Origin of the sequence: Bifidobacterium catenulatum DSM 16992 = JCM 1194 = LMG 11043 (genome assembly GCF_001025195.1) — a bacterium.
Taxonomy (GTDB): domain Bacteria; phylum Actinomycetota; class Actinomycetes; order Actinomycetales; family Bifidobacteriaceae; genus Bifidobacterium; species Bifidobacterium catenulatum.
The window spans coordinates 157,920-181,891 of sequence record NZ_AP012325.1 but is presented as its reverse complement, the minus strand read 5'-3'; the positions used below and the strand labels follow the sequence as shown (position 1 = coordinate 181,891).

The following is a 23,972-nucleotide window of genomic DNA, read 5'->3' as shown; positions in this document are numbered from 1 at the left end:
AAAAATTCGATTTGTCAAGCCCCTGCACGCCCAACATACGGAACAGTATACGGAATCCTTGCAAATCCTCAGCGCGTTTTTTCGTACATACGTTCCGCACGGGTCTTCCATGATCGCCGCGCAACGTTTGCACGATCGTTAGCATATGCCGGCAATGTAACGAATGTGGCAAATGCGACGAAGGTAATGTCAGACGACCGCGCGACGCCCGGCCAACGCACGTCCGAGCGTGATTTCGTCGGCATATTCGAGGTCACCACCGACCGGCAGACCGCTCGCCAAGCGCGTGACCGTGATGTCGGTTTGCGAAAGCAGCTGCGAAAGGAAGCTGGTGGTCGCCTCACCTTCCACGTTCGGATTGAGCGCGAGAATCACTTCGGTGACTTCGCTGTCTTTGAGTCGTTCGATGAGTTTGGCGATGTTGAGGTCGCTGGGCTGCACGTTAGCCATCGGATTGATGACACCGCCAAGCACGTGGTATAGGCCGCGATATTCGCGTGTGCGTTCGATGCTCATCACGTCTTTCGGCTCTTCGACCACGCAGATCACGCTATGATCACGGCGCGGATCGACGCAGATCGGGCATGGGCTGGTTTCGCACACGTTGCCGCAAATGTCGCAGAATCGTATTTTTTCCTTGACTTCGGTGATGGCGTCGACCAGGGTCTGTGCTTCCTCGTCGGATGCGTTGAGCAGGTAGAAGGCGATGCGTTGCGCACCTTTCGGCCCGATGCCGGGCAGATGCGCGAATGCGTCGATCAGTCGTTGGATGGCGCCGTCATAGGCCAGTGCCATGGTTCACCTTTCCTTGGTTTCCGTAAGATTCGCGATTGTGCCGTTAATCGTCGAGATTCTTCTTTTGCTGCATGTTGCGCGGGTTTTTGGCGTCGTCGGGGCCGAAATCCTCGACTTTTTTCACTTCGAATAGTCGTGTCAGATCGTCAACGCTTAACGCGTTGGACGCTCCGATCGATTCGTCGCTCATGGAATATTCGTCATCTTCCGCGGCGACCTGCGGCGTCGGCTGCGCAGGAGCTGAGAACTGTTGGTTCCATGGATCGGCGTTCGGCTGGTTGTGCGGAGATGCCGCTTCCTGCCGAGGTGCGCGATGCTGGTGATTGGCATGCTTAGGGGCCGTTTCAGGTTCCGCTGGTACGGGCATGGGGTCCGCCGGCCCTGCCTGAACTGGCATGGGGGCACCCCAAGGATCGTCGTCCTCCGACGGTTGCTGCGGTACCGGCGCTGGTGCGGCCCAAGGGTCGACATTATCGCTGGTATCGGGAACGGCCACATGTTTCGTGTGTTGTTCCGGCGCTTTCACGTCGTTGACGCCGCTCGCGATTACCGATTGCGGTTGCACCTGTTGCGCTGGCACGGCCCATGGATCGTCATCCAGTTGCGATGGGGCTACTGCGGCCTGTTGTGAGACCGCCCACGGATCGTTTTCAGCGGTTGCGTCCGCAACGGCTCGGTGACCCTCCTCATCGTTAGAATCCCCTGCATTACCGCCATCCTCGGCTTTCTGCGCACCCTCGACCGCCGGCTCTTTGCCGGAGGATTCAAGACTTGCGGCGGTGCCAAGATTCGCGGTCAGCAGTGTTGCGGATTTGAGTCGCTCCTGCGCCAGCTGCACGTTGATCTTGCTTTGCTCTTCCGGGCTAAGCTTGCTCCACGGCACCGATTCGGAACCGTCCGCCAGCTTTTTGGCGGGGGCAAGCGTGACATTCGGGCCGAACATCTTATGCACTTCGGCGCGGACGATTTTCACCACTTCGGTGGTTCCATCCACCGACTCCTTCGCCACGCCCTTGGCGAACGCATATTTGCTGAGCGCCTTGTCGAATTTGATCCACAAACTGTCGCCTCGCAACAGCACACGAGGCACTTTTTCACGGTTCACATAACCGCGCACATCCTCAGGAAGCGCGGCCACCAAAGCATCCCACTTCTGGTCGGGGGTGCGGTCGTCATGTACCGGAGCAGGTGCGGGAGTTGCCACAGGCGCCGGAGTTGCGGCAGGCGCAGCGGCTGCAACGGAAGACGTCGCATTCATCGCCTGCTGAACATCCGCAAGCATGGAAGCCACACCGGAAGCGACGGCGTCGGCGGGATTCATCGGCGCCGCAGACGGCTGCACAGCCGGTTTCACAGGCTCGGAAGGAGCATCAATTGCCGACGCGGAATCCTGTGGCCGAACACCGGCGGCATCTCTCGTCGTACGGCGGCGCGAGCCGGCCATAGATCCACGCAGCGATTCTGCAGCGGCGGAAGCCCCGGAATCGCCAGCAAAATCAGGCATACCGGAAGATGACGCAACGGCAGCCACCCCTTCCTCACGCCCGGCCAGCAAGCGTGCGGCAAGCAATTCCAGTCGCATGCGCGGCGAAATCGCACCAGTCATATTGGCAAGCGTCGCATTGATCGTGTCAGCCATCTGCGTCAACGCAGATAATCCCAAAGCGGAAGCCTGACGACGCAAATCATCCATGTTCTCGTCGGCCGCATCGTCGGAAAGCACGCTTTCCGCGCGCGTTCCGCCCAACGTGAGCACCAGCAAATCGCGCACGCGGGCAAGCAAATCCTCAACGAATCGACGGGGATCGAAACCGCCGACCACAACCTTCTGAATCACGCCATACAGTGCTTCGCCATTTTTGTCGGCAACGGCGTCGATGGCCTCGCTAATCAGAGCGTCAGGCGTGAAACCGAGCAACGCAACCGCGGAATCGTATGCGATGCTGCCGTCAACCGCACCAACCATGAGCTGGTCAAGAACGGAAAGTGTGTCTCGCACGGAACCGCCGCCGGCACGCATGGCAAGACGCAGCACGCCTGGCTCGGCCTCGATATGCTCGTCTTCGCAGATCTGCTCGAGGTACGGGCCCATAACCTCCTTCGGCACCAGGCGGAACGGGTAATGGTGGGTGCGCGACCGGATGGTGCCGATCACCTTGTCTGGTTCGGTGGTGGCGAAGATGAACATCACATGCTCCGGCGGCTCCTCCACGATTTTCAGCAGCGCGTTGAAGCCTTGTGGCGTGACCATATGGGCCTCGTCGAGAATGAAGATCTTGTAGCGGTCGCGGGCCGGCGCGAAACCAGCGCGCTCACGCAGCTCACGGGCGTCGTCCACGCCGTTATGCGAGGCCGCGTCGATTTCCACCACATCGATGGAACCGGGGCCGCCCGTGGCGAGATCCTTGCAGCTTTCACATTCACCGCACGGATGCGAGGTCGGGCCTTTCGCACAGTTGACGCATCGCGCAAGAATGCGAGCGGAACTGGTTTTGCCACAACCGCGCGGGCCGGAGAACAGGTAGGCATGCGTGAGCTTGTTCTCGTCGAGCGCGCGCATCAGCGGAACCGTGACCTGGTCCTGACCGATCACGCCGTCGAACGTGTCGGGACGATACCTTCTATAGAGTGCCAGTGCCATCGCAATTCCTTCCGCAGTAGTGCCACTAGGCTACCGATTAATTACGACACGTTTTTTCGCAAAGACCGGCTGCACAGCCTGCCCGTAACAGTGCAGCGCGTGTCCCCGGGGACAAGCCTCGCGGCAACGTTTAAGCTGGGATTAGCAACAGCGACACTATAGAATTGACATCATGTCAATTTCCGTTTTAGACTGAGGGCAGTCAAGAAATTGACAGAGTGTCAACGTGTCGCACAGGTGAGAGACGCCACTCGAGCGAAGGAGAGAGCCATGGACGGACAGCACAACGCTTCCGCAACAACAGTCGGAGACGCACGCCGTGCGCAAATCGTGCGCGCAGCACGCGAAATCTGCCTGGAAAAGGGCTTTTCGAAAATAACAATTAGCGATATCGCGGGCCGCGTAGGCATGACCAGATCTCTCTTCTACCACTATTTCCAAGACAAAGACCAAGTCGCGGACGCCGTACTCGACGACGTTATCGACGAAGTGATCACGCAATTGGAACAGTGGAACGCCAATCGAGAGGTCGGCAACATCTCGAAAGCACTCGACGACGTGGTGCGGCTGACCCGCTCCCTCATTACCGATGAGGGCCCGTTCAGCCAACGCATGATCGAAGACGGCAACGCGGGACTGTACATCAAATTCATCGACCGTGTGGCCGATCGAATTGCGGAATACATCTGCAATTCGACAGTGCGCGATTTCGAGAAATTGCATGGCATGCCCATCACCAACGAGCATGAGACGTTCTATACGCTCATCGTTGGCCTGATTTCTCTGATCAGACTGCACCCCGACATTGAAGACACCGTCATCAGACAGGTCGCAGCACAGACGCTGCACTTGAACGAATACATGTAAACACAGGCTGCATCGGCTTCATGGCGCTCAAATACAAGTGGGGCAAGATCGGCAAGTCCGAATGGTCCAAACGCTTCCCGTTCGCGCTCGTGGCCAACATGCACGCACTACCGCGAGCGCTTCGCGTAGTAGGTGTCGGTTTTGCCGGTGACCGGATCACGGTGATCACGCTTGATGGCTTCCAGCACTTTCTCTTCAGTGTTGGCGGCTTGGCTTTCCACCACGGCCGGCGGCACCAGCACACGCAAAGCACGGTCTTGAACTACGACCTTGACAGGCAGGCGACCAACATATTCACCGTCCGCCATCAAGACCGGCGGCTCATCGCCCTCTTGCGCGCGGGTGATTTCGATATCGCGCACACGCTTCCAGCCAAACACCTTGCATCCGAGGATCTTGCCTCTGTAGGCGCGCGCCACCGCATCCGCGCATTCGACGACATTGGGCACATGGTCGAGCCACACCAAGTCAAGCAAACCATCAGAGAACCGCGAATACGGCGAGATCTCAATACCTCCGCCGATATGCCGCGAATTAGCCACCGTAAGCAACGGCGAGATAATGTCTTCCTCTTCCACCGTGCCATCGGCCAACGTGGCTTTGATGTGATACCCATACTGCTTCATATGGGTCAATTCCACGAGCACGGCCGCGAAATAACGCAACGAACCGTTCGGCAAACGCGAGTGATTTGCACGGTCGTTGACGCTCGCATCCAAACCGCACGAGAGCATGCCCGCATAGAAGCGATTGACCGCTGGACGCAATGGCACATCCGAATCGCTGACCAGCTCATCACCGGTGCTGGAATCGACGGCATATCCACCCTGCAACGACGTGGCCAAGCCCATATCAACGTCAATATGCGTGCCGCGCACAATCGCGCCGACAATGCCATCAACAGCGGTTTGGACACGATTGACCGGCAATTCAAGTCCACGCGCGAAATCGTTGCCGGAACCCGTCGCCACTATGCCGAGCGGTTTGCCGGAGCAGCCCACGGCATTGGCGCCGAGCGCGATCATGCCGTCACCGCCAACCACCACCAAGTAGTCATATTCGTTTCTACGGTTCCTGGCGTTCAGCAAAGAGCTTTCAAAACTCTCACTGGTCACATCGATAACGTTGAAGCCATGCTTGCGTCCGGCTTCCCGCAGCAGACCGATCACCTGATTGCCGACTTCGGTGCCCTTGCCTTTGTTCGACGTCGGATTGCCGACAACGGCAACAGTCGCATTCACATAGGACGTTTCGCTCATACTTTAGTACGATAATCGCGATTCGCGTCACACGCCACATGCGAACGGATTTCCAGACAGATGGCCACGTTTTGCATGACGATTTTCTGCCATGCGATGCTTTTCCAGGCGATGCTCATTCGCAGACAATCGGTCCCGCTCTCGACCGCTTGCTGACGTGGGATACGAACGGCACTTGCGTACCGACCTGCGCTTCAACCAGCACATCATCACCTTCTATCGTGCAGGATCCGATCGCCGCATTATTACCGGAAATGGTACGTTCCGCCACGTAACAGGGGTCGGCAGAGCCTCCATATAGCGCGTCGGCCGCCGCCACCGACGCTAGGTCGGCCGCATTCTGCGCGCGATGCAGGCAAAGCAACAGATTGCCTGCCGACGCAACCGCACTCAACATGATGGCCGCCACCGCAATCAGCGCCACACCGGATATGGTTCCCGAACCTTCATCGGATTCGCGAATCCAAGCAAACCAATGTTTCACAAAGCGTTTCACATCACCCATTCCTTTCTGATTCGCGTCCATCGGACGCTCTCCGACAGTGTTTTCACGGCATGTTTCACATGTCGCGCTTGCCAGTTCCCGAAACCGAAGACCCACATATAGCTCACACCCCGGCATCCCCGCATCGCGCAAATGCAAGGCACAGGCGCTAGAAGTAGCGGGTCGCTTTGCCTGTGACTCGTGTGGGAAGCATGCCGGTTGGGTCAGGTATCACAGGGCATTGCACCGTAACAGTGACGGAATCCGTGCCACGGTCGAACCGTACCGTCGCCGAATCGCCGGCAGCAGCCACAGCGGCAGCCCTTGCTTTCGATTCTCCGCCGGTGTCATCAACCGCGAAGGCCCGAGCACCGGCCGCGGCCGCATCCTGGCAGTTCATCGACACCACGGACGCACGCCCTAAGCACAACACCAAAATCGCCACCGCCGCCACACAGGGGAGCACCACCGCGAACTCCGCGGTGGCCGCTCCCTCATCGGCATCATCGGCATGGCATTTCCACCATTGCCTCACCATGGATCACCCGACGCTGAGTGCTTTCTTGATGATGTTGGTCAGCAGCGTTTTGATGGCATCGGATTTCATGATGCCCACCAAGACGGCGGCAAATCCGGTGGCGGCAACCAGCACCACCGCATATTCGGCGGTGGCGGCACCTTCTTCCGGTTCGGCGGTCAGCGTGCGCATACGCGCATCCAACAGGCATATCGCCTTGTCGGCCCGTTCCCGCATGGCATACAGCCGTTGCCCCGCCCTGCCTATCAGGCCTGGCAAACCATCGACATTGATTGGCGTTACGTTGTTCATGGCGTTCCTTTCGTTCGAACAACCCCGGCCGGACGGCCGAGTGCACCTAGTGTTGCGCACCATCACGCTTGCAGGAGCGTTTTTCCAAGGTTGTGGTCGGAGGATGTGAGTTATCCACACCCTCGGCGTGTCATCCACAGTTATCCACAGAACTCCGTGAATTATCGGCTCCCGATATTCCCCGCTTTTCCGATGTCGTTACGCACATGCCGTCATTGCACAAACGACATAACGGATGGAATGATCCCAACCGCAACAAATGCGGGAAGAAAACACAATCCGGTCGGTAGCAACAAACGAACCGACAATTTCGCCGCAGCCTGTTCGATCTGCGCGCGCTCATCCCAATCCAATTGTTCGACGGCTGTTTCCAAACGTTCCACCGGAGAGGCGCCACTATGCCATGACGAAGCGAACGCATCGCGGACCACCGCAAGATCGCCATCATCAGGCCACGCATCATCCCAGGAAACACCTTCGTTCAATTGCTCTCCGGCCGACCGCAGTCCCGCGCCGAATTCTCCTGCCGCAATATCTCCCACGGCAATCAGCGCACGGGGAATGGAAGATCCCTGTCGGATGGCGACGCTGAGCATCTCCAATATCAACGGCAGAGGAAGTTCCCGCATTCGCTCGGCGGGCGCAAGGTCGGAGGGCACGCGAACCGGCCTCCACTGCTTCAGCCATATCGCTTCGGCCGCGCACACCACCGCTGTCAGCATCCATAAGCCAGTCATCATATGGCTCCTTTCATATCATCCTGCCGCATCAACGCACGTATCCAGATAAGTCCGAACGTGTAGCAACAGAGGGCAAATCCGAGACATGCCAAGCCTTTGACCCCTGAAACAAGGAAGACCAATGAGTGCACGCCCATGCCTTCTCCCAAAAGCACAGTGAGCAGCGGCAACGCCATCAGGAGTTTCATCGTCGCTTTGGGCATGGCAAATGCGTTGGCACGCAAATCATCCAATAATCGTTGCCGTTTCAACGATTCAGCCACCGCCTGCAGGCATCGGTCGGTTTCACACCCGAGCGTCAGGCTCAGCCGGCAGGCCGCATACAGCTCGCCGCTCAGCCGTTCGACTTGGCCGGATTGCCCGCCTTGCCCAAATTGCTCTTTGCGTGGGCATCTGCTGCGGATCACCATGGTTATGCGCAGCCTGGTGAGTTCAGGCGTGGCGAACGGCGTTCCTCCCAGTTCTTCGAATGCCTGCACCAACGTGACTCCGCTGCGCACGGATGCCCGCAGGGACGCTACACATGCCACACATCCGATGGCGGGCAATGCGTTCGACGACGCATTCAAGTCGTCGATTCCTTCGGGTTTCAATCCCTGCTTCCCGCCATGTTCCTTACTCCATCGACCGCCCGCACACCCCGAACCATCCCTCGTTCGCTCACCTACATCGTACGTGTTTCGGCGTGGCCACAACCATACGGCCAGTCCGAACAATATCGCGGCGATAACGCCAAGACTTCTCATCCATCCACCTCGATTCAACGACTCCATGCACGTACGAAATCGGGCCACTGCTGCGAGGCCAGCATCTGGTTGCCGTTCCATCCGAACAGCAGGTTTCCACGCAGTTTGTCTTCCGCAAATTCGAGTCGCCCTATTTGTGTGATGCGCCGACGGCCTCCCATCCGATCCACGTGCAACACCACGTCGAATGCGTCTTGCGCAAGCGCTGCGGTGGCCTGCGGATTCAGCCCGGCAAGCAACCCCAATGCCACCAGTCGCGAAGGGACCGCTGCCACTTGGTTGGCATGCAAGGTGGTCATACCTCCGCGATGCCCGGAATTCAGCGCACGCAACAGGTCTACGATTTCGCTACCTCGGCATTCGCCCACCACAATGCGATCCGGGCGCATTCGCAACGTCGCGCATATCAATTGCGATAGTCCTATGGCACCTTTGCCTTCCATGTTGGCGTCTCGCGTCACCAGCGACACGCGATTGTCATGGTCGAGCATGCCGAGTTCGCGCACTTCTTCCACAGTGATGATGCGCTCCCCCGGCGCACATCGCATAAGCATTGCCTTAAGCAGCGTGGTTTTGCCAGCTCCGGTGCCACCGGTCACAAGCACACTGGCCTTGCGTTCCACAAATCCTTCCAGCAAAGGCATCCATTTGCTTGGAAACATGCCATTTTTCGCCAAGGATTCCAGACTGGGCGCAACCGCGTCCGGCAATCGTATGCTGATGGCCGCGCCTTGTGGAACGAGCGGTGCGATAACCGCGTGCACGCGCACGCCTTCCACGGTGGAGGCGTCGGCTATCGGACATGCGTCGTCGAGTCTTCTGCCGAGCTGCGAGCACAGTCGTACGGCAAAATCGCGTATGGCTTGCGGGTTGGCGAATGGCGCACGCATTGCGTACGGCCGCATTCCTTGGCCGCGATCCACCCACACGGTGCCGTCGCAGGTCACCGCAATGTCGGTGACGCCCGGTTCGGATGCGATGTCGCTAAGCGGGCCGAGTTCCATGGTTGACGCTCTTTTCTTCCAATGCCTCCTGAATGAGATCAGCCAGCGTTGCGATGGCTTTTGCATTCGCACGATTGGGTTTGCGCAGTCCGAGCCCTTCCAACAGTTCGCTACAGAGTTTGGCGTCCGCTGTGATGACCGCGGCGATATCGCAGTCGAGATATTCCGCCGCTTCCTCGGTCGCCGTCACACCATGGTCGCGTATGGTTCCGCGCGGTTGCATGCCTACAAAAAACTCCCGTTCCTGCGTTGCGACATCGTGTTCCCCGATTGAATCGCTTGGATTGCGTTGCGATTGCATGTTCGCTTTGGCACGGGCAAGGCCAAGTACCGTCATTTCGACCACGTTGATGCGGATGGCCTGTCGTAGTTCCGTCAGATCTTGCAGTCCGTTCCCTTGCCCCACGTCTACGATGACTGCGCTTCGTACCTGCGATAGCGCGCGAATGCACGCCTGTACTTCCCAGGATTGCGGATTTTCGGTTTTCCAAGGATCGCAGGACAGCAGTGGCACGCCATCCCAGACTGGCAACTCCCGCAGCAACGCCTTGCCGTCGATGGTGCCAAGCGGCGCGCTGATTTCCCCAAGTCGCGAGCCGTCTTCGTTCTCCACGCCGAGAAGCACATCAAGACCTCCGCCTTGCAGATCGGCATCGACAAGCACGCATTTGAGCCCACGCTCGTTCAGCTCACGAGCCAAGATGGCCGCCAGGGTGCTCACCCCCACTCCCGCCACCACGGAGTCAACGATTACCACATTGCTCAGTTCTCGCACCGCATGCCCACGCTCGGCAACCATGGCGTACGTTCCAGGCACCGCACCGACCGGTGTCGCTCCCTGGAGTAATCCAGGCGGCGTATAGAACCGTTGCGGAGAGACGGTTCTGCGCTGCTCCGGAGGCGCCGTTCTCGATGTGGCCGAGCTCGCGACCGGCATCAGTCCGCCCGACGGCAGCGGCACCGGAGGCATATTAGGAAAAGACGTTGCACTACTCATACCGTCGATTGAAAAGTCTCGATGCATACCATCGCAAACCGAACCGACCCTGTGGTCGGAGGACGCTAGTTATCCACAACCACGGCGTGTCATCCACAGCTATCCACAGGGCATCAAATATCCACGTCTGTCACCGGAAAACGGGACGGACGCATGCCAGCACGCCTCAAAACAAAAAAGGAAGACCCGCCGAAGCGGGCCTTCCTTGCAAGAACCTTGAGAGCAGAATCTCTGCACAACAACATCGTCGTAACGGTAAGTCTATCCAATGCCCGTCCAACGTAACGACCTATCTTGGCCATACACTATTTGTGGGCTCTGCTCTTAAGTTGTTCTTGTACTTTGTAATTATGCTCAGCAATCCGGCAATCGCAAACCGAAACCGGCTGATGTTCCCTATTTATCGCAACTGTTGCTTTGCGATCGCAAGAATCACGAAAATGATTCATCATGTGCGAAACGCGCGGTGTGTTTGTTTGATTGCGTGCGTTTGCAGCAAAAATGCGGCGTGTCGACGCTTTATTTTGCATAATGAACGAACGAATGTTAACTCCTGTTAAATTTTGACACTTTTGGCGGCATTTCCAGCTACTTAAGGATAAAGTAGGAAGGTATGGCACAGATTTTTGACGCACCCTCGAAGGCGATCTTGCGCAGCCAGATAGCTGAGCATATCGCCGAGACCGATAAAAACGACAAGCGTGAGCTTCAGGCCGGCGAAGAGCCGTTGCCGAACGACCGCTTCTTCGACCGCGAGTTGAGCTGGCTGAAGTTCAACAAGCGCGTCCTCGAACTCGCTCAGGACGAGGACCTGCCGATCATCGAACGCGCAAGCTTCGCCGCGATCTTCGCGAACAACCTCGACGAGTTCTTCATGGTTCGCGTCGCAGGCCTGAAGCGCCGCATCGACACCGGCATCGCCGTGACGGCAGCCTCCGGATTGAGCCCAAGGCAGCAGCTGCGCGCCATCAGCGAGCAAGCACACCGCCTACAGGACGAGCACGCGCACTACATGATCGATCACATTCTTCCCGACCTGGCGAAGGAACAGATCGTGCTTCTGAGCTGGGACAAGCTCACCGCAGCCGAGCAGGAGCGCCTGTCTCGCTACTACCGTCAGCAGGTATTCCCTGTTCTGACACCGCTCGCCGTGGACCCGGCCCATCCGTTCCCGTACATTTCCGGCGGTTCCATCAACCTCGCCGTGCTTGTGGAGAATCCGGCTTCCGGCAAATCCCACTTCGCTCGCGTGAAGATTCCTGGAAACCTGAACCGTCTCGTGCCCGTCGACGACATGACCGACGACGATGCCACCAACGTGCGCTACGGCTTCATCACCATGGAGAACCTGATCATCGCGCATCTGGAATCCCTGTTCCCAGGCATGATCATCAAGGAAGCACGTTCCTTCCGCGTCACCCGTAACGAGGATATCGACGTGGAAGAGGATGATGCAGAGAACCTGCTCAACGCCATGGAGAAAGAGCTGCTGCGCCGTCGTTTCGGACCGCCGATCCGTCTTGAGATTTCCGACGAGACCAGCCCGTTCCTTTCCCAGCTGCTCGCCGACCAGCTGCGCGTCAGCGTCGATGAGGTGTACCGCCTGCCGGCACCGCTCGATGCGACCGTGCTCTTCGAACTTGGCGGCATCGACCGTCCGGACTTGAAGTACCGTTCGTTCGTACCGACCACCAATCGTCAGATTGCCGAGGTGGAGTCGTCCCGCGCGCAAGACATTTTTGCAGCGATTCGCGAACGCGATATCCTCCTGCATCACCCGTACGATTCGTTCTCTACCTCCGTTCAGGCGTTCCTAGCGCAGGCTGCGGCGGATCCGAAGGTGCTCGCCATCAAGCAGACGTTGTACCGCACGTCCAGCAACTCCCCGATCATCGACGCGCTCATCGACGCGGCGCATGCGGGCAAGCAGGTGCTGGCACTGGTCGAAATCAAGGCACGCTTTGACGAAGACGCCAACATCGCATGGGCACGCAAGCTGGAACGCGCCGGCGTGCACGTGGTGTACGGCATCGTGGGCCTGAAGACCCACTGCAAGCTGAGCCTTGTGGTACGTCAGGAAGCCGACGGCCTGCGCCGCTACTGCCATGTGGGCACCGGTAACTACAACCCGAAGACCGCCCGTATCTACACCGATCTCGGCTTGCTGACCTGCGATCCGGTGGTCGGCCAGGATATGACCCGCCTGTTCAACCAGCTGTCCGGTTATGCTCCGAAGTCGAGCTTCCACCGCCTGCTGGTGGCGCCGCGTACCGTGCGTTCCGGCTTGATTCAGCGCATCCGCCGCGAAGAGGATGCCGCACGCGCAGGCAAGGAAGCATGGATCAAGATCAAGGTCAACTCCATCGTTGACGAAAAGACCATTGACGCGCTGTACCGTGCAAGTCAGGCCGGCGTGAAAATCGACATCGTGGAACGCGGCATCTGCGCGCTCAAGCCGGGTGTCCCGGGACTTTCCGAGAACATTCGTGTGCGTTCCATTCTGGGTCGTTTCCTCGAGCACAGCCGTATCTACGCATTCGCGAACTCCGATGGCCCGCAAATCGGTGAAGGCCCGGCCGCAGGTCCGGAAGTGTGGATCGGTTCCGCCGATCTGATGCACCGCAATCTCGACCGTCGAGTCGAAGCGCTGGTGCGCATCACCGCTCCAGAGCAGATCGACGAACTGATCAAGTACGTGGATCTGCAGATGGCTGATTCCACCACCTCGTGGCATATGGCAGCCGACGGCACCTACGTGCGCCATGCGAAGGATGAGGATGGTCGCCCGCTGGTCGATTCCCAGGAATATCTCATCAAGAAGCATACGCGCCGACCGGCAAGGCACTAAGTTTCGCGAAAATGGCCGATTCTGCAATTGCGGGATCGGCCATTTTCGTTGCGCAATCATGACCAATAACCACGCCTACCACTTACAATGAAAGATATGAGCGAGAACATGAGACGTGTCGTAGAAGCCGCCGGGGGTATTGTATGGCGGTGGAAAGCCGGTAGCGAAATCGCTGAAAATCCAGCAATTGCAGCACAGAAATCTCCAAAAGAACAACTCAACAGCATTGAAGTGTGCATCGTGCATCGACCAAAGTACGATGACTGGAGCTGGCCGAAAGGCAAACTCGAGCAGGGCGAATCACATCGTCATGCCGCAGTGCGAGAAATCGGCGAGGAGACAGGCGTTTCCATCGCCCTCGGCCCGTATCTGTGCGAAGTCGAATATCCGCTGTCCGAAGAAGGCAAGAAAACCCGGCATTCGCGCGATCGCGCCGTCGACACCAAGCACACTTTGTATTGGATGGCGCAGCCAATTTCCGGAGATGATGCGGAACATCTGCTTGACGCATTCGGTCCCGTGCATCGCGCGGATGTAGGCGAAATCAACGATATCGTGTGGGTTTCCGTACGTGAAGCACGTAAAATCCTCACACATTCCACCGATAAAGACACCCTCGCCATCTTCGTGGACCGCGTACAAGAGGGTGCCGCAACCGCGCAGAATCTGCTGATCGTGCGCCACGCCAAGGCTGAATCGCGCAAATCGTGGAAAGGCACCGACGCGAACCGGCCGATCACTCCGAAAGGCGCGGCCGCGGCATTCGCACTCAACCGCGAACTTGCCTGCTACAACCCAACCCGACTCGCAACCTCACCATGGCTACGCTGTCAAGAAACATTGCAGGTGCTTAGCTGGCAGACCGAACGCTCGATGGAACACATCGACGCGCTCACGGAAGACGCCTTCGCCGAACACCCGACCATCGCATGGCTGGCGTTCCTCAAGCAGATCCAGCTCACGCTCGAAACCCGCGAAACCACGGCGATCTGCATGCACCGACCGGTAATCGGGGGTATGTTTGACCATCTGCGCGGACTGTGCGCTCGCAAAGCGCTCTCCAAGCAGCTCATCGCCAAAACGCCGTTCATGCCTACCGGCACCGCCGTAGCGCTGTTTATAATCGATACGCCGCAAGGTCCCAGCATTATCGATATTCAAAAGGTTTCACCCATTGTCTACTAACATGCATTACGGTTCCGGCTCGGTTATTCCAAGCCGTTCCGCCGGTTTCACCAACACTGGATCGCCGCGCCCGGCCCGCCCGGGGCAGCTCGACCAGATGATGGCCGACAATATTGCGGGAGGTGCCGATCCGGCACAAATCAACGAGATGAGCCACGCCTCGGCGGCCGCGTTGCTGGACCGCGTGCATCACACGCAGGACGCCGAACTCGTGGAACGCGTGCTCACGCTGGTGGACCGCGAAGGCGTTGACGTGATCGCCGAATTATGGAGCAGATCCGAGCCGGATTCGCTGCCGGGCATTCTATGGCGACTGTATGTGCTGCGCACGTGGATGCGGAAGAATCGTGAGTCGATCGCACGATTGTGGCGCGTCGGAGAACCGGTCGCAACTACCGCTTCGGCAATTGCCGGAGTCGATCAGGCACCCACGGAAGATGACATTGCACACACCGCCGATTCGATTCTGGCGGGCGCATTCACCGGCGATTTCGCGATTGCGTTGGAACGTGCGGCGGCGTTCACCGACGTGGTTGCGTTGGGATTGCGCATTGAGGCACGAAATATGACCTCACGCTTGGAGGCGAGGAATTCAGAGGCAGTACAAGCGGAAAGCTCGGACGCCGCGAAAAAGCAAGCACGCACGAAAGCGGCCCGCTTGATGCACACGGCCGGCAATCTGTTTGTCACCGCCAAGGATTTTCGCCATGGGGCGAATCTGTGGAGGCGAGGAAAACTGGAGTAGCGCGATCTGGAGTAGCGCAATCCACCTCTTACCCCCTAATAAAAGTGCCGCACAGCAATCGCAATATCAATTTGCGACACGGCGTACCGTGCGGTCTGCAGCATCTGTAGAATAGGAATTCGCGCCGGGCCATGCATAGCCCCGGGCTCCATTTTTTGCCGCTGCGAGCGGCCTTTGCGCCGACAGGCGCTTTCGTGGTTCGGCGCTTTCCCTCTTCTTAAATTTCGTTGCTTTTTCATACGATTTTCAGCGTCTTTCTTGACTCCTTTCCCGGCTCCCGCGCTTTTCCTCGCAATTATGGACTACGCTTAGAAAACATGGATATTCATGTTTTGAACCACCCGCTGGTGGACCATAAGCTCACCGTTCTTCGCGACAAGAACACCCCGTCCTCCACGTTCCGCGAGCTCGTTTCCGAACTCGTGATGCTTGAGGCTTACGAAGCCACCCGCGACATCGCAGTCGTGGACAAGCCGATCGAAACCCCGGTCGCTCCAATGGTAGGCAAGCACATCGCTGCCCCGGCACCGATCATTGTGCCTGTGCTGCGCGCGGGTCTGGGCATGCTTGACGGCATGACCAAGATGATTCCGTCCGCCGAAGTCGGCTTCCTTGGCATGAAGCGCGACGAGGAGAACCCGACCCAGCAGATCACGTACGCGAACCGTCTGCCCGACGATTTGAGCGGCCGTCAGTGCTTCCTGATCGACCCGATGCTCGCCACCGGCGGCACGCTGGTCGCAGCAACGCATTACCTGGCCGAGCGTGGCGCGAAGGATGTTACCGCCGTGTGCATTCTGGGCGCTCCGGAAGGTCTGAAGTTCGTTGAGGAGAACCTCGACCCGTCCATCAAGTTCAAGCTGGTGCTGTGCGCCGTCGACGAGAAGCTCAACGACAAGTGCTACATCGTGCCAGGCTTGGGCGATGCCGGCGACCGTCTGTATGGCGTGATCGACTGACCGAAGCAGAGCTCAACCGAATCGGTCCAATCAGTCAATCGAGTAAATCGAATAAAAAAAAAACGGCCTGCCACAACGCAAATCATGCGGCGGCAGGCCGAAATCATATGTAAAAACCTCTACCGCTCATCGGGCACGAACGCCTCGAAAATATGATGGTCGAACCAGTCATCGCACTGGGCGAGCTCATCGCGGCTACGCACCGTCCACGACACGGGAACGGCACCCATGAAACGAGCCAACCGCACCTGCGGACTGTTGCCGCCATGCCAGTCGTAGGCGACGAAATCAGGGCGGGAAATCCAGTCGAAAATCAACGCACCGGCCGCATATTCCTTGGCGAGCGCACCCGGATCAGACGGCTTCCCCTCCCCCTGCGGCCACCAGGAAAGCTGGCCACGGCACACTTCCGGACGGTTCTCCTTATACCAGTTGACGGCGGCCGGATTGAACGATTCGATCACATACGCACCGGAATAGGCTTGCAGCAGCGCGTCGCCCTTTTCCATAAGCTCGACATCGCGCGGACCCCACTTGGAATTGTCGTCGAACTTGTATTCAACGATCAGCGGCACACGACCGGCCACTACCTTGAGCACGTCGGCGAACAGTGGCACATGCTGGAAGTATCCGTCCGGAGCACTGTCGGGGGTAGTGACCAGCGGCGGCTTCTCCAGCGAGCCCGACAACGGCGCTGCCACAGCGGCACCCGGGGCATCGGTTGGGAACAGCGGGATGCGAGTCAGCTCATCGTAGGTAAGATCGGCCACGCGGCGTGGATCTCCGGCGACGCGCATCAGATCGCCGTCATGCACCACTACGATTTCGCCGTCGGCGGTCATCTGCAGGTCAAGTTCGATGCCGTAACCCGCCTCACAGGCCGCCGCGAATGCCGCAAGCGAGTTCTCCGGAGCGATCGCCCCGGCTACGCTAGGGCTGCCATAGCCGGCCTTCATGGCCATGCGACGTGCCAGCGCCACATATTCGCCGCTTTCGCTGGCGTACTGCGCGGTGAGGCCGGAACCTGCGTCATGTAGGCCGCGATGCGCATACCACACGTCGGGCACGGCTGGCACATAGTTGCGACGCTTGTCGGAGAAAGTACGCGGGGCGATTGCCCATACTGCGGCGCCCGCAGCGAGTGCACCGCCCACTAGCACTTTGTTGACGAATGATTTGGACATGGGCTTTCCTCCCTTACATGGCCGTTCGCGCATTCTCTCGCGTTGGTTCGCACCGTTCACGGCCATCGAATCTGTCTCTTCTGAGATTAGCCCATAAATCACAAAAAAGCCGTCATCTACGCAATACGCGATCGCCTGTTTGTTGAGCGTCCGTCATCTCCGATAACGTACAAACCCATTTGGTACTTTCGTGTTAATACGAAAGGCAAAATTAGCATGAAAGTATCAGCTAAGGAAGATTCAAAGAACGACTTCCTCCCGTCTGTGACAAATCGGTAACAAACCGACCAGTAGTGACCCAAGCAAAATTTGCACGTAAAGAGCAACAACAGGGAAGCGAGGTAGCACGTTGCCAGTAATCAGTATGTTTTCGGCATCATCACAATGAATGTAGGCGGCCACAATCCACCTCATATCCATACAAAATATCAAGGATATAAGGCTTCATTCACACTTGGAGGGGTTGCCGGCAACGCACTGTTGTCGATTTGTGTGACGGTGACGTCGGGATTGCCGACCGGCAGATCGTTGTAGGCGTGTCCGGCGACGCTGGGCGCGGTACTTGCGTCGGCCGCGTTGGCTGTCTGCATGGTTGCGATTGCTCCCGTGCATAAGGTGGCTGCGGCTGCGATGCCTGCCACCAGCGTCTTCATCGACGCATGTGAGATGTGCGAAAAGCTCATGAATATTCCTGTTTTCACGATTGGATATTGAAAAGTCCTCTTACGGATTGCTTAGGTTACGTTGGTATTCCTCGTGCGATCCGTAAGAGGACTTGAGCAATTGCTAGCGCTAGTCGCGGTTGCGGCGCGTCAGCATGATGGCGGCTCCCGTCAGCAGGACGATCATTCCTACGACGGCGATGCCGATGACATTGCTGCCGGTGCTGCTGATTGCGGCACTGACTTCAGACTTGGAAACCGGCTTGTTTCCAGGCTTGGCATTCGGCTTGGGGTCGGTCTTGTCGTCATCCGGCTTCGGTGCTGGCTTGAGTTCAAGTCCGGCGATGGCCTCGGTCAGCTGCTTGACTGCGGCATCCGCATCAGCTTGGGTGGCGTTCTCATCGTTCAGCACCTTGGAGGCGGCATCCACTGCTTCAGCCAACTTCTTGGCGCTGGCTTCGGTGTAGAGGTCACCGCTGACGCCCTGTGCCTGGTCAAGAACCGTCTTCAACTCAGTGGTATCGGCTTTCTTCACCAGTGTCTGCTGGGCTTCTTCAAGCTGCTTGATGGCCGCATCCACCTGATCCTGGGTGGCGCTCTCGTCCGCATACACCTTTTGAGCGTTACCCATGGCTTCGGAGAATGCCTTCCAGCTGTTCGGCGTGAAATTAGCTTGTTGCACGGAACCGGCTGCGTTGATGGTGGATTCGAGCCTGCTCTTGTCCACGCTTGGTTCCGGATCAGGGGTTGGAGCCGGGTCAGGAGTCGGTTCTGGATCAGGAGTGCTTTCCGCAGCATGCACGCCCCACTCGGCAACCGCCAGACCGAAGGTGACGCCCTCGGCGGTCGGCGGATCAAGCACCAAGCGCAACGACGTTGTCTTCACCGGAGTGAACGTGGCCACGCTCCAGCCTTGAGCATCGTCAGAGGCACGTGAGGCCGGGGAATTACGCACGGTGGAGTATTGCGCATTCTCCACATCCTTCCATATACCATCAGAAGCCAAGTACTGAATCTTCCAGCTGTCCGGAACATCCAAACCACCCTTGGCATCATTACGCTCCGCGAAGTTGGCCCAGAACTGCACACGGCTGGAATCGACGGTGGCTTCCTTGCTCCAGGTGTACTGCGCATACATGCCAGCGGAAGCTTGACCCCAGCTGCCCCACACGCGGCCATTCACATCGGCGTCATCATCAGACGGCCACGTATCGTCAACCAGCACACCATCGTTGAGCTTGCCGGAAGCCGGAGACCAGCTCGCCTCGGCACTCACCGTGGTGTCAATGGCCCTGCCTTCAATCCAACCAGTCAACGGAGTATCGGGCTCCGGCTTGGGATCCGGCGTCGGCTCAGGATCAGGATCGGCACCACCATTCGGATCGGCGACCACATGCACTGTAATCTTGGCCTGCGAGCTTGAACCCTCAGCCGTGCCGGACACCTCATAATCGCCGATGGTGTCCAACTTGACACCGGCAACACTTGCCTCATCCCACATAACCGTGCGATCGTCAAGCATGCCGTTGGGGAATCGCACCGGAACCACAGACGGCAAAGCCACCGACTTGGAATTCTGGTACACCGTCTGTTCGATCGGTTGAGCCGCACCAGCAGTCTGAGACTGCGCGTCGGAACGCACGCCAATAGTGGCCTTGGTTCCAGCGAGCGCGCCAATAACCGTTCCGGAAACCGCAAACTCGCTATCGGAAGCAAGCTGATCGTCAGTGATGGCATCCCACGCAACACTCAAGTCACGACGGGAACCGTCCGTATAGCTGGCACTCACCGTCTTCGGCAGATTCACATCGGCAGCCTTGCTGCCAGTCTGCACCATACGATTCACGCCATCCACGCTCACCGGATCAAGCGCATACGCCTCAAATTCGGTAGCACCAACAATGGAGCCCTTCGGGAACAGCACACGCAACTTGTTCGTCTCCACCGTTTCGGCAAAACGAACCTCATTGCCTTCACCCTGCATCGTGGTATAAGACTGGCCGGCGGCAAGCTTCACATCCTGCCAATCGCCATTCTCATCCGCATACTGCAACTTCCACAACTTGACCATCGGCACACCGCCACCGTCAGTCCAGAAGAACAGCTTCGCCTTCTTCAACGGAACAGTGCCATCCCAGGCAAGCTGCAGCCACGGCTCGGTACCGGTATTGTCACCCCAATTATTCCAAGTCTCATTCGGAGTATTGGTATACAACACCTGACCGTCGATAACCTTCTTGGCATTGTCCTTCGCCTGATATGGATTGGTGAAGCTGGCGCTCGCAGTGGACTGTGAAGCCACATTCACCGTGCCGTCGGAAGGAATGCCGTGAACGGTGACTTCCTTGAAACCGGTCTTCTCACCGTCGAATGCGGTGAGTTTGAGCACATAGTCACCCTCACGGTTGAACGTGACCGTAGTGTTGGCAGCGGTTGCGTCGACGAACTTCGCTTCGCCGTTTTCAGGGCCAGACACCTGCTCCCATGTGGTGGTGAGCGTGTCAGACGGCAGGCCGTCGTCCTTCACCGTGCCCACCAGCTGCGCACCGGACGAGGTGCTGCTGGCAATGTAGGCGTCAACGCTTGGCGCCTGGTTCGTAGTTTCGTCTTCCGGCACAATGTCGGTTTCGTAGGCCTGAATCTCCTTCAAGCCAATGGCCTGACCTGCTTGCGGAGTGAAGGTGGCACGAATGGCTTTGGCCACGACCTTGGAGAACTGCACGCGGTTGTAGTTGGCTCCCGCGTAAGTAGGCGTACGCACCTGGTTCGGCAGGACATGCCATGCGCCGGCCTCATCCTGATATTCAAGCGTGTACACCGACGGCTCACTGTAGCCGGAAATCGTCTGGCTGGACGAGGTCTGGTAGAAGTACAAACGCACGTCGTCGATGTTCTGCACGCCATTCTTGAACGTTACGGTCAGCGAATCCTTGGCGTTCTTGGATCCCTTGGTGCCCCAGAAGGATTCCATCACGTTCTTGCCGTCCACTGCATTGGTTGCCGGGTATCCCTTGGTTTCGTAAGTGGCTTCCACATCGGCGCCCTTGGCCACGTTGGTCTGGCTCTTGGATGCTTCGTCCACGTTCTGTCCGGACTGCGCGAAGATCTGCGTAACCCTGCTGTTCGATGCATAGGTCACTTCGTTGGCGTTCGGCATTGTGGCGGTGGTCGCGCCGGTGATCACCGCTCCGGAATCATCGGCAACCTCAACGGTTCCACTGGCCGGATCGTAGATGAGGTGGGCGAGCTTATCGGAGGTGAACACGGCGTTGCCGTCCACATACAGGGTGTATCCCTTCGGAGCGTTGTAGGTGCCGTCGTTGTTCCATACGATCGACAGATCCTGCCCGTGGTAGCTCAGGTTGTTGACGGTGAAGTGGTTCCAACCGGGAATCTCGATCGGATTGAGTTCGATCTTGTTGTCTTCACGCGGAACCATACCTGCCACGTCTTCCACAATCGTCCAGTTGGTGGTGCCAAGCTGGGTGTGGTGAATCCAGGAACGGTAGGTGATTTTTCCACCGTTCTTGCTGGCGTCGGCGTTCTTCTCCGGAATCGTGCTTCCTGCGGAATTATTATCCATATTCCAGAATTCGTTCTGGTCCGGATACTGGTTGTCGCCTCCTTGATAATGCGAGAACGCAACCCAATACAGCAGTTTCTTGAACGATTCGTTCGTGATATATCCGTTGTCTGCAGCATTATAATCACGGATTCCCGCAGAATAGATTTGCAGCAGCGGAGTTGCATTGATAATGGAGAAATTGTTTGATCCTGGGAAATTCAGCGCCTTCTTGTCTGCCTGATTTGCAGTGAAGAACGGGAAAATCGGGAATTCGTCGGCATCTTCGAACAAGCGCAACGCACTATCGTAATCATCATTGCCGGTCGGCATCAGACCTTCGGAATACGGATAGTAGTTGTTGAGTTCCTTGTATTTCGCGAATTGACCGTCGTTCAGCCACTTGTGCAGCAGCAGTTTGCTGTCGGAATCCCACAGGTTGTCGAGCACATCCTGCTTGATGGCGTCGGCGATCTGCTGCATTTCAGCGGCTTTTTCGGTGTCTCCGGCAGCCTTGTATGCTTGCGCGGCGGCATTGGCGTTGGCCCACATGTTGGCGGAACCGTCGGCACGGTCCATACGCTGGCCGGAACGACCGGGTTCGGAGAACGACACCGCGTCGGCATCGTTGCCGGTCATGGACCACCACGACCAGTCGATCAGATTGTTGCCGTTGCTATTCTGGTTGTCGTTGCTGTCTGGCTCGCTTTGCGAATTGAGCAGACCTTTGACATCTTCGGAACCGTAATCACCCAACGCTTCAGCCAATGATGACGGGCCGCCGTGCACCTTGTAGGAGTCCCAACCGGCCTTGGTGATGTACTGCGTGTAGCTGTGGTTCCAATTGGCTGGATCGCCCGGATTGTCGTGGTAGTAGTAATACCCGGACTGGCCTTTCTTAGCTGTCTGCCCGGCCGACACCCAAGTGCCGTACGAGTATTCGGCGTTACGGAACCACTTGGTGTCGTTGATGAACATGCCGGATGTCAGCACGATCTGGTTGTTGTATCCGAGCACGCCTTCGATGGAGGTCGGATACTGGAACGTATTGCCCGGCATATTGGCGTCCAACATGTTGAAACGGCTCAGCCACCAGCGGTAGAACACAGTTTTGTCGATATTGTGTTCCTGGGTTTCCACGTAAGGAATGTTATCGACCCACCACTGGTTGTAGGTGGTCACGGAATCCTTGTAGGAAGCGGCCGGATCGGTGAGATCGCCGTTGAATCGGGCTTCGTATTCCGCGGTGGAGTCCGGCAACTCGTTGGCGATCAGGCCAAGCTGCAGCTTGGTGGTTTGTGGCACGTTCGCTTCCAAGGTGAGGGTGGAAGCGAGTTTGCCGTTCTTTACGGTGAAACCGTTGCCGGAGAACCGTGGATAGATGGTGGTCAGATCGTTCTTCACATTGAAGCGACCGGTCAGTTCAGTGTCGCCGTCATTGCCGTCTTGTGCGAATGGCGAGGCTGCTGTCAGCGTTACGTCACCGCCGGTGGTGCTGGTGATGGTGAAATTCGCGACCATCACATTGGTGTAGGTGATGTACTTGACTTCGGTGACGGTAATGGTCTTGTCGCCGTTGGTGAATTCCGTGGTGAAGTAGCTTGGCGTCTGCTTGCGCTTGTCGGTGTTCTCGCGCAGGGTCTGCTTGGAACCGCCAATGCTTACCTCAACGGTAAAGCCGTCGTTGCCGGTCTGATCCCAGTATGCGACATCTCCTACGAAACCAAGTGCTTCTGGCGTATGCGTGTACATGAATGCGGCACGGCCACGTGAGAACAGGTATTCGTTCTTGTCTGCGCCCGCATAGTTGTAGTCGCCAGCATCGTTGGTGCCGGTACCGTTTGGTGCGGTGCCTGTGCGCGTCAGCATCTTGTCGATCCAGAAGTCGTGTGCGGTGTCGGTTCCGGCACCGTTGGCAACATCCGCATCGAACACCTGCTTGAGGTAGCTTGTCGAGGGATCGAAAGCGACGCCGGTGCCCGCAATCGGGTCGGCGGCCCCCTTGAAACTCGGATACCCCATGGCAGAGTTCGGATTGGTCAGCGCGTCATTGGCGTATGCGGTCGTCACACCGCCAGACAACAGTGTGGCCACTGCCGTCAGCACGCCCAATGACGTGACAATCCCTTTCTTCCTTGTTGATGGTGTCATCAATTCCTCCTACATGGACCATCGTTGGCCCTTGGTTGCCAAGGCTCGTTCCCTGGCATCCAACTTTCTTTCTGTAGGAATGAGAGTCGTGCGATGGACATGAGATTGGAGCGTCCACCGACATTTCAAGAATACATGACGCGAATACGGTTTCGCAAATTTTCTTTCAGTTTTCTCCAATGCTTTTCTAAGTGAACTGCCATACGATGGCTTTTATGCGAAAAGGAAAGTTTTCGCATTTTCCCGTCTTATACTAGGGGCTATGACAAAACCGGCCACCCCATAAGGGGCAGCCGGTCTCTCATTCCAGTCAG

Annotated in this window: 18 protein-coding genes and 1 pseudogene; 6 read left to right on the top strand and 13 right to left on the bottom strand. The window is 57.7% G+C overall.

The genetic code is table 11. From position 1 onward, the window contains the following. Positions 1-189: 189 nt before the first annotated feature. Positions 190-795 carry a recombination mediator RecR gene (gene recR, locus BBCT_RS00670; protein WP_003836733.1) on the bottom strand — a complete coding sequence of 202 codons (606 nt, stop codon included), beginning with the start codon at positions 793-795 and terminating at the stop codon, positions 190-192. Positions 796-838: 43 nt separating this feature from the next. Then, the gene (gene dnaX, locus BBCT_RS00665; RefSeq protein ID WP_003836735.1) at positions 839-3,436 is read right to left on the bottom strand and encodes a DNA polymerase III subunit gamma/tau; all 2,598 of its coding nucleotides are present in this window, start codon (positions 3,434-3,436) and stop codon (positions 839-841) included. A gap of 270 nt (positions 3,437-3,706) precedes the next feature. Between dnaX and BBCT_RS00660 the strand changes: the two genes are divergently transcribed. After that, positions 3,707-4,303, top strand: coding sequence for a TetR/AcrR family transcriptional regulator (locus BBCT_RS00660; protein WP_003836737.1), 597 nt, complete (start codon positions 3,707-3,709; stop codon positions 4,301-4,303). Positions 4,304-4,308: 5 nt separating this feature from the next. Further along, positions 4,309-4,398, top strand: a pseudogene (locus BBCT_RS09725) (DUF5692 family protein); the annotation flags it as partial. A gap of 12 nt (positions 4,399-4,410) precedes the next feature. Here the strand turns inward: BBCT_RS09725 and BBCT_RS00655 are convergent. The 8 genes from BBCT_RS00655 to BBCT_RS00620 form a co-directional block, all read right to left on the bottom strand. Continuing rightward, the gene (locus BBCT_RS00655; RefSeq protein ID WP_003836739.1) at positions 4,411-5,562 is read right to left on the bottom strand and encodes a diacylglycerol/lipid kinase family protein; all 1,152 of its coding nucleotides are present in this window, start codon (positions 5,560-5,562) and stop codon (positions 4,411-4,413) included. 115 nt (positions 5,563-5,677) lie between these two features. Next, positions 5,678-6,067, bottom strand: a complete 390-nt coding sequence (locus BBCT_RS00650) for an Rv3654c family TadE-like protein (protein WP_047750699.1) — start codon at positions 6,065-6,067, stop codon at positions 5,678-5,680. A 148-nt stretch (positions 6,068-6,215) separates the two neighbouring features. Beyond that, complete coding sequence (locus tag BBCT_RS00645) at positions 6,216-6,584, bottom strand: TadE family type IV pilus minor pilin (protein ID WP_003836742.1); 369 nt, start codon at positions 6,582-6,584, stop codon at positions 6,216-6,218. Between the two features lie 3 nt (positions 6,585-6,587). Next, a complete protein-coding gene (locus BBCT_RS00640; protein WP_003836744.1) occupies positions 6,588-6,875 on the bottom strand; it encodes a DUF4244 domain-containing protein in 288 nt (95 codons plus the stop codon). 212 nt (positions 6,876-7,087) lie between these two features. Beyond that, entirely contained in the window at positions 7,088-7,612 is a 525-nt protein-coding gene (locus BBCT_RS00635) for a type II secretion system F family protein (protein ID WP_033512777.1), read from the bottom strand. Further along, a complete protein-coding gene (locus BBCT_RS00630) occupies positions 7,612-8,361 on the bottom strand; it encodes a hypothetical protein (RefSeq protein WP_231858068.1) in 750 nt (249 codons plus the stop codon). The genes BBCT_RS00635 and BBCT_RS00630 overlap by 1 nt, the downstream gene beginning before the upstream one ends. 14 nt (positions 8,362-8,375) lie before the next feature. Next, positions 8,376-9,365: a CpaF family protein gene (locus tag BBCT_RS00625; RefSeq protein WP_003836750.1), complete on the bottom strand. Its 990-nt coding sequence runs from the start codon at positions 9,363-9,365 to the stop codon at positions 8,376-8,378. After that, a complete protein-coding gene (locus BBCT_RS00620) occupies positions 9,346-10,164 on the bottom strand; it encodes a P-loop NTPase (protein ID WP_003836753.1) in 819 nt (272 codons plus the stop codon). The genes BBCT_RS00625 and BBCT_RS00620 overlap by 20 nt, the downstream gene beginning before the upstream one ends. Positions 10,165-10,975: 811 nt before the next feature. Between BBCT_RS00620 and BBCT_RS00615 the strand changes: the two genes are divergently transcribed. The 4 genes from BBCT_RS00615 (at position 10,976) to upp (ending at position 16,099) form a co-directional block, all read left to right on the top strand. Then, positions 10,976-13,210 carry an RNA degradosome polyphosphate kinase gene (locus tag BBCT_RS00615; RefSeq protein WP_003836759.1) on the top strand — a complete coding sequence of 745 codons (2,235 nt, stop codon included), beginning with the start codon at positions 10,976-10,978 and terminating at the stop codon, positions 13,208-13,210. A gap of 87 nt (positions 13,211-13,297) precedes the next feature. Then, positions 13,298-14,395: an NUDIX hydrolase gene (locus BBCT_RS00610; protein ID WP_003836760.1), complete on the top strand. Its 1,098-nt coding sequence runs from the start codon at positions 13,298-13,300 to the stop codon at positions 14,393-14,395. A gap of 1 nt (position 14,396) precedes the next feature. Continuing rightward, positions 14,397-15,140, top strand: coding sequence for a hypothetical protein (locus BBCT_RS00605; protein ID WP_033512773.1), 744 nt, complete (start codon positions 14,397-14,399; stop codon positions 15,138-15,140). 317 nt (positions 15,141-15,457) lie between these two features. Beyond that, positions 15,458-16,099, top strand: coding sequence for a uracil phosphoribosyltransferase (gene upp / locus BBCT_RS00595; protein ID WP_003836765.1), 642 nt, complete (start codon positions 15,458-15,460; stop codon positions 16,097-16,099). A gap of 119 nt (positions 16,100-16,218) precedes the next feature. On the opposite strand, the gene BBCT_RS00590 is transcribed toward upp, so the two are convergent. The 3 genes from BBCT_RS00590 to hypBA2 form a co-directional block, all read right to left on the bottom strand. After that, positions 16,219-17,283, bottom strand: coding sequence for a glycerophosphodiester phosphodiesterase family protein (locus BBCT_RS00590; protein ID WP_033512771.1), 1,065 nt, complete (start codon positions 17,281-17,283; stop codon positions 16,219-16,221). Between the two features lie 428 nt (positions 17,284-17,711). After that, positions 17,712-17,966, bottom strand: coding sequence for a hypothetical protein (locus BBCT_RS09390; RefSeq protein WP_033512769.1), 255 nt, complete (start codon positions 17,964-17,966; stop codon positions 17,712-17,714). 109 nt (positions 17,967-18,075) lie between these two features. After that, positions 18,076-23,658, bottom strand: coding sequence for a beta-L-arabinobiosidase HypBA2 (gene hypBA2, locus BBCT_RS00580; RefSeq protein ID WP_003836773.1), 5,583 nt, complete (start codon positions 23,656-23,658; stop codon positions 18,076-18,078). Between the last annotated feature and the right edge of the window lie 314 nt (positions 23,659-23,972).